This window comes from Oleiphilus sp. HI0123 (assembly GCF_001635315.1).
Genome location: NZ_LWGE01000026.1, coordinates 1 through 1,066, shown reverse-complemented (window position 1 = coordinate 1,066; position 1,066 = coordinate 1). Strand labels below are relative to the sequence as shown.

Genomic DNA, 1,066 nt, shown 5'->3' with positions numbered 1-1,066 from the left:
ATTTATCACTCCCTCTTAAAACAATTCTATCTCCGAATAATAATCGCAGATAATACTTGCGCAAACAAAAGATTTAAGTAGTTAGGCAATTTGAACGCTTGCAAGCTTAGCAATTGGCGTTAACGTAAAATAGCAACAATCGCTGGATGATCTGAGTAGCTGCCGGTGGACACCGCGTAATCATCAAGACAGGTCAACCCACGATACAAAATATGGTCAACTAGAGACTTCTTGCGGTGCTTGGGTTTTGAGTGAGATTCTATACTGTCTTGCATTCTGCAACTACTGGCTGATAATAAGGAACCTTTAGCTCGTAACAACTTCAACACTGTAGAGTTCGCTGTATCGTTAAAATCCCCTAAAGCAATAACCTTCGCGACTTTAGTCGAGGAAAAATCGTTTGCTTCGCGTTCAACGGCTTTCGACAGCGCCAATGCCTGGCTTTCACGCTTTAAGCGCTTGCTCTTGCTATCATTTCGCTTCGATAGAAAATGAGAGCTTATAACTGCGACTTGCTCCCCGGAAGCATTATCTAAGTAGAAGCGTGCACCGACAACCTTACTCAGACACTTTTTCTTTTTGACACCATTGGTTTTTCCGCAAGGGAAGCCGTAGTTTGTTAAACTACCTTTGACTGGTTCCAAACGGCTGATTAAGGCAACATCTTGGCCCGTTGCCGTATCCCTTCCCTGTGTAAAATACGCTTTCCAGTCTTTGCCAAAACGGTTTGCCAAATCGATCGCAACGTACTTATTTTCAATTTCTGACACCGCTAGAATATCTATCCTATGCTCTCTAACAAGCTTCGCATAGAATGCCAGCTCAGTTAGGTAATCCTTCTTTGACATGTCTCGTATCGTCACTTTACTACCGTCAGCTTTACCGTCATAAGGGGTCCATAGCCATTCGGTATTTAAAGTCATTACGCGAAGCTCTGCGTTTAAGCCTGTACAACACAATATACAGACCCCCATAATCATAGATCGAATTACCATTAGGGTTTCACTCTTTTCTGCGAGCCTCCATCATAGCAAGAACCTATAGACCGTTACGACAAGGTTACGGA

1 protein-coding gene is annotated in these 1,066 nt (G+C 43.1%); it reads right to left on the bottom strand.

Features of this window, described 5'->3' with window-relative positions; genetic code table 11:
• Nucleotides 1–119 precede the first annotated feature (119 nt).
• Nucleotides 120–995 (bottom strand): endonuclease/exonuclease/phosphatase family protein, encoded by an 876-nt coding sequence (locus A3761_RS00375; RefSeq protein ID WP_068553365.1) that lies wholly within the window; start codon nt 993–995, stop codon nt 120–122.
• Nucleotides 996–1,066 lie beyond the last annotated feature (71 nt).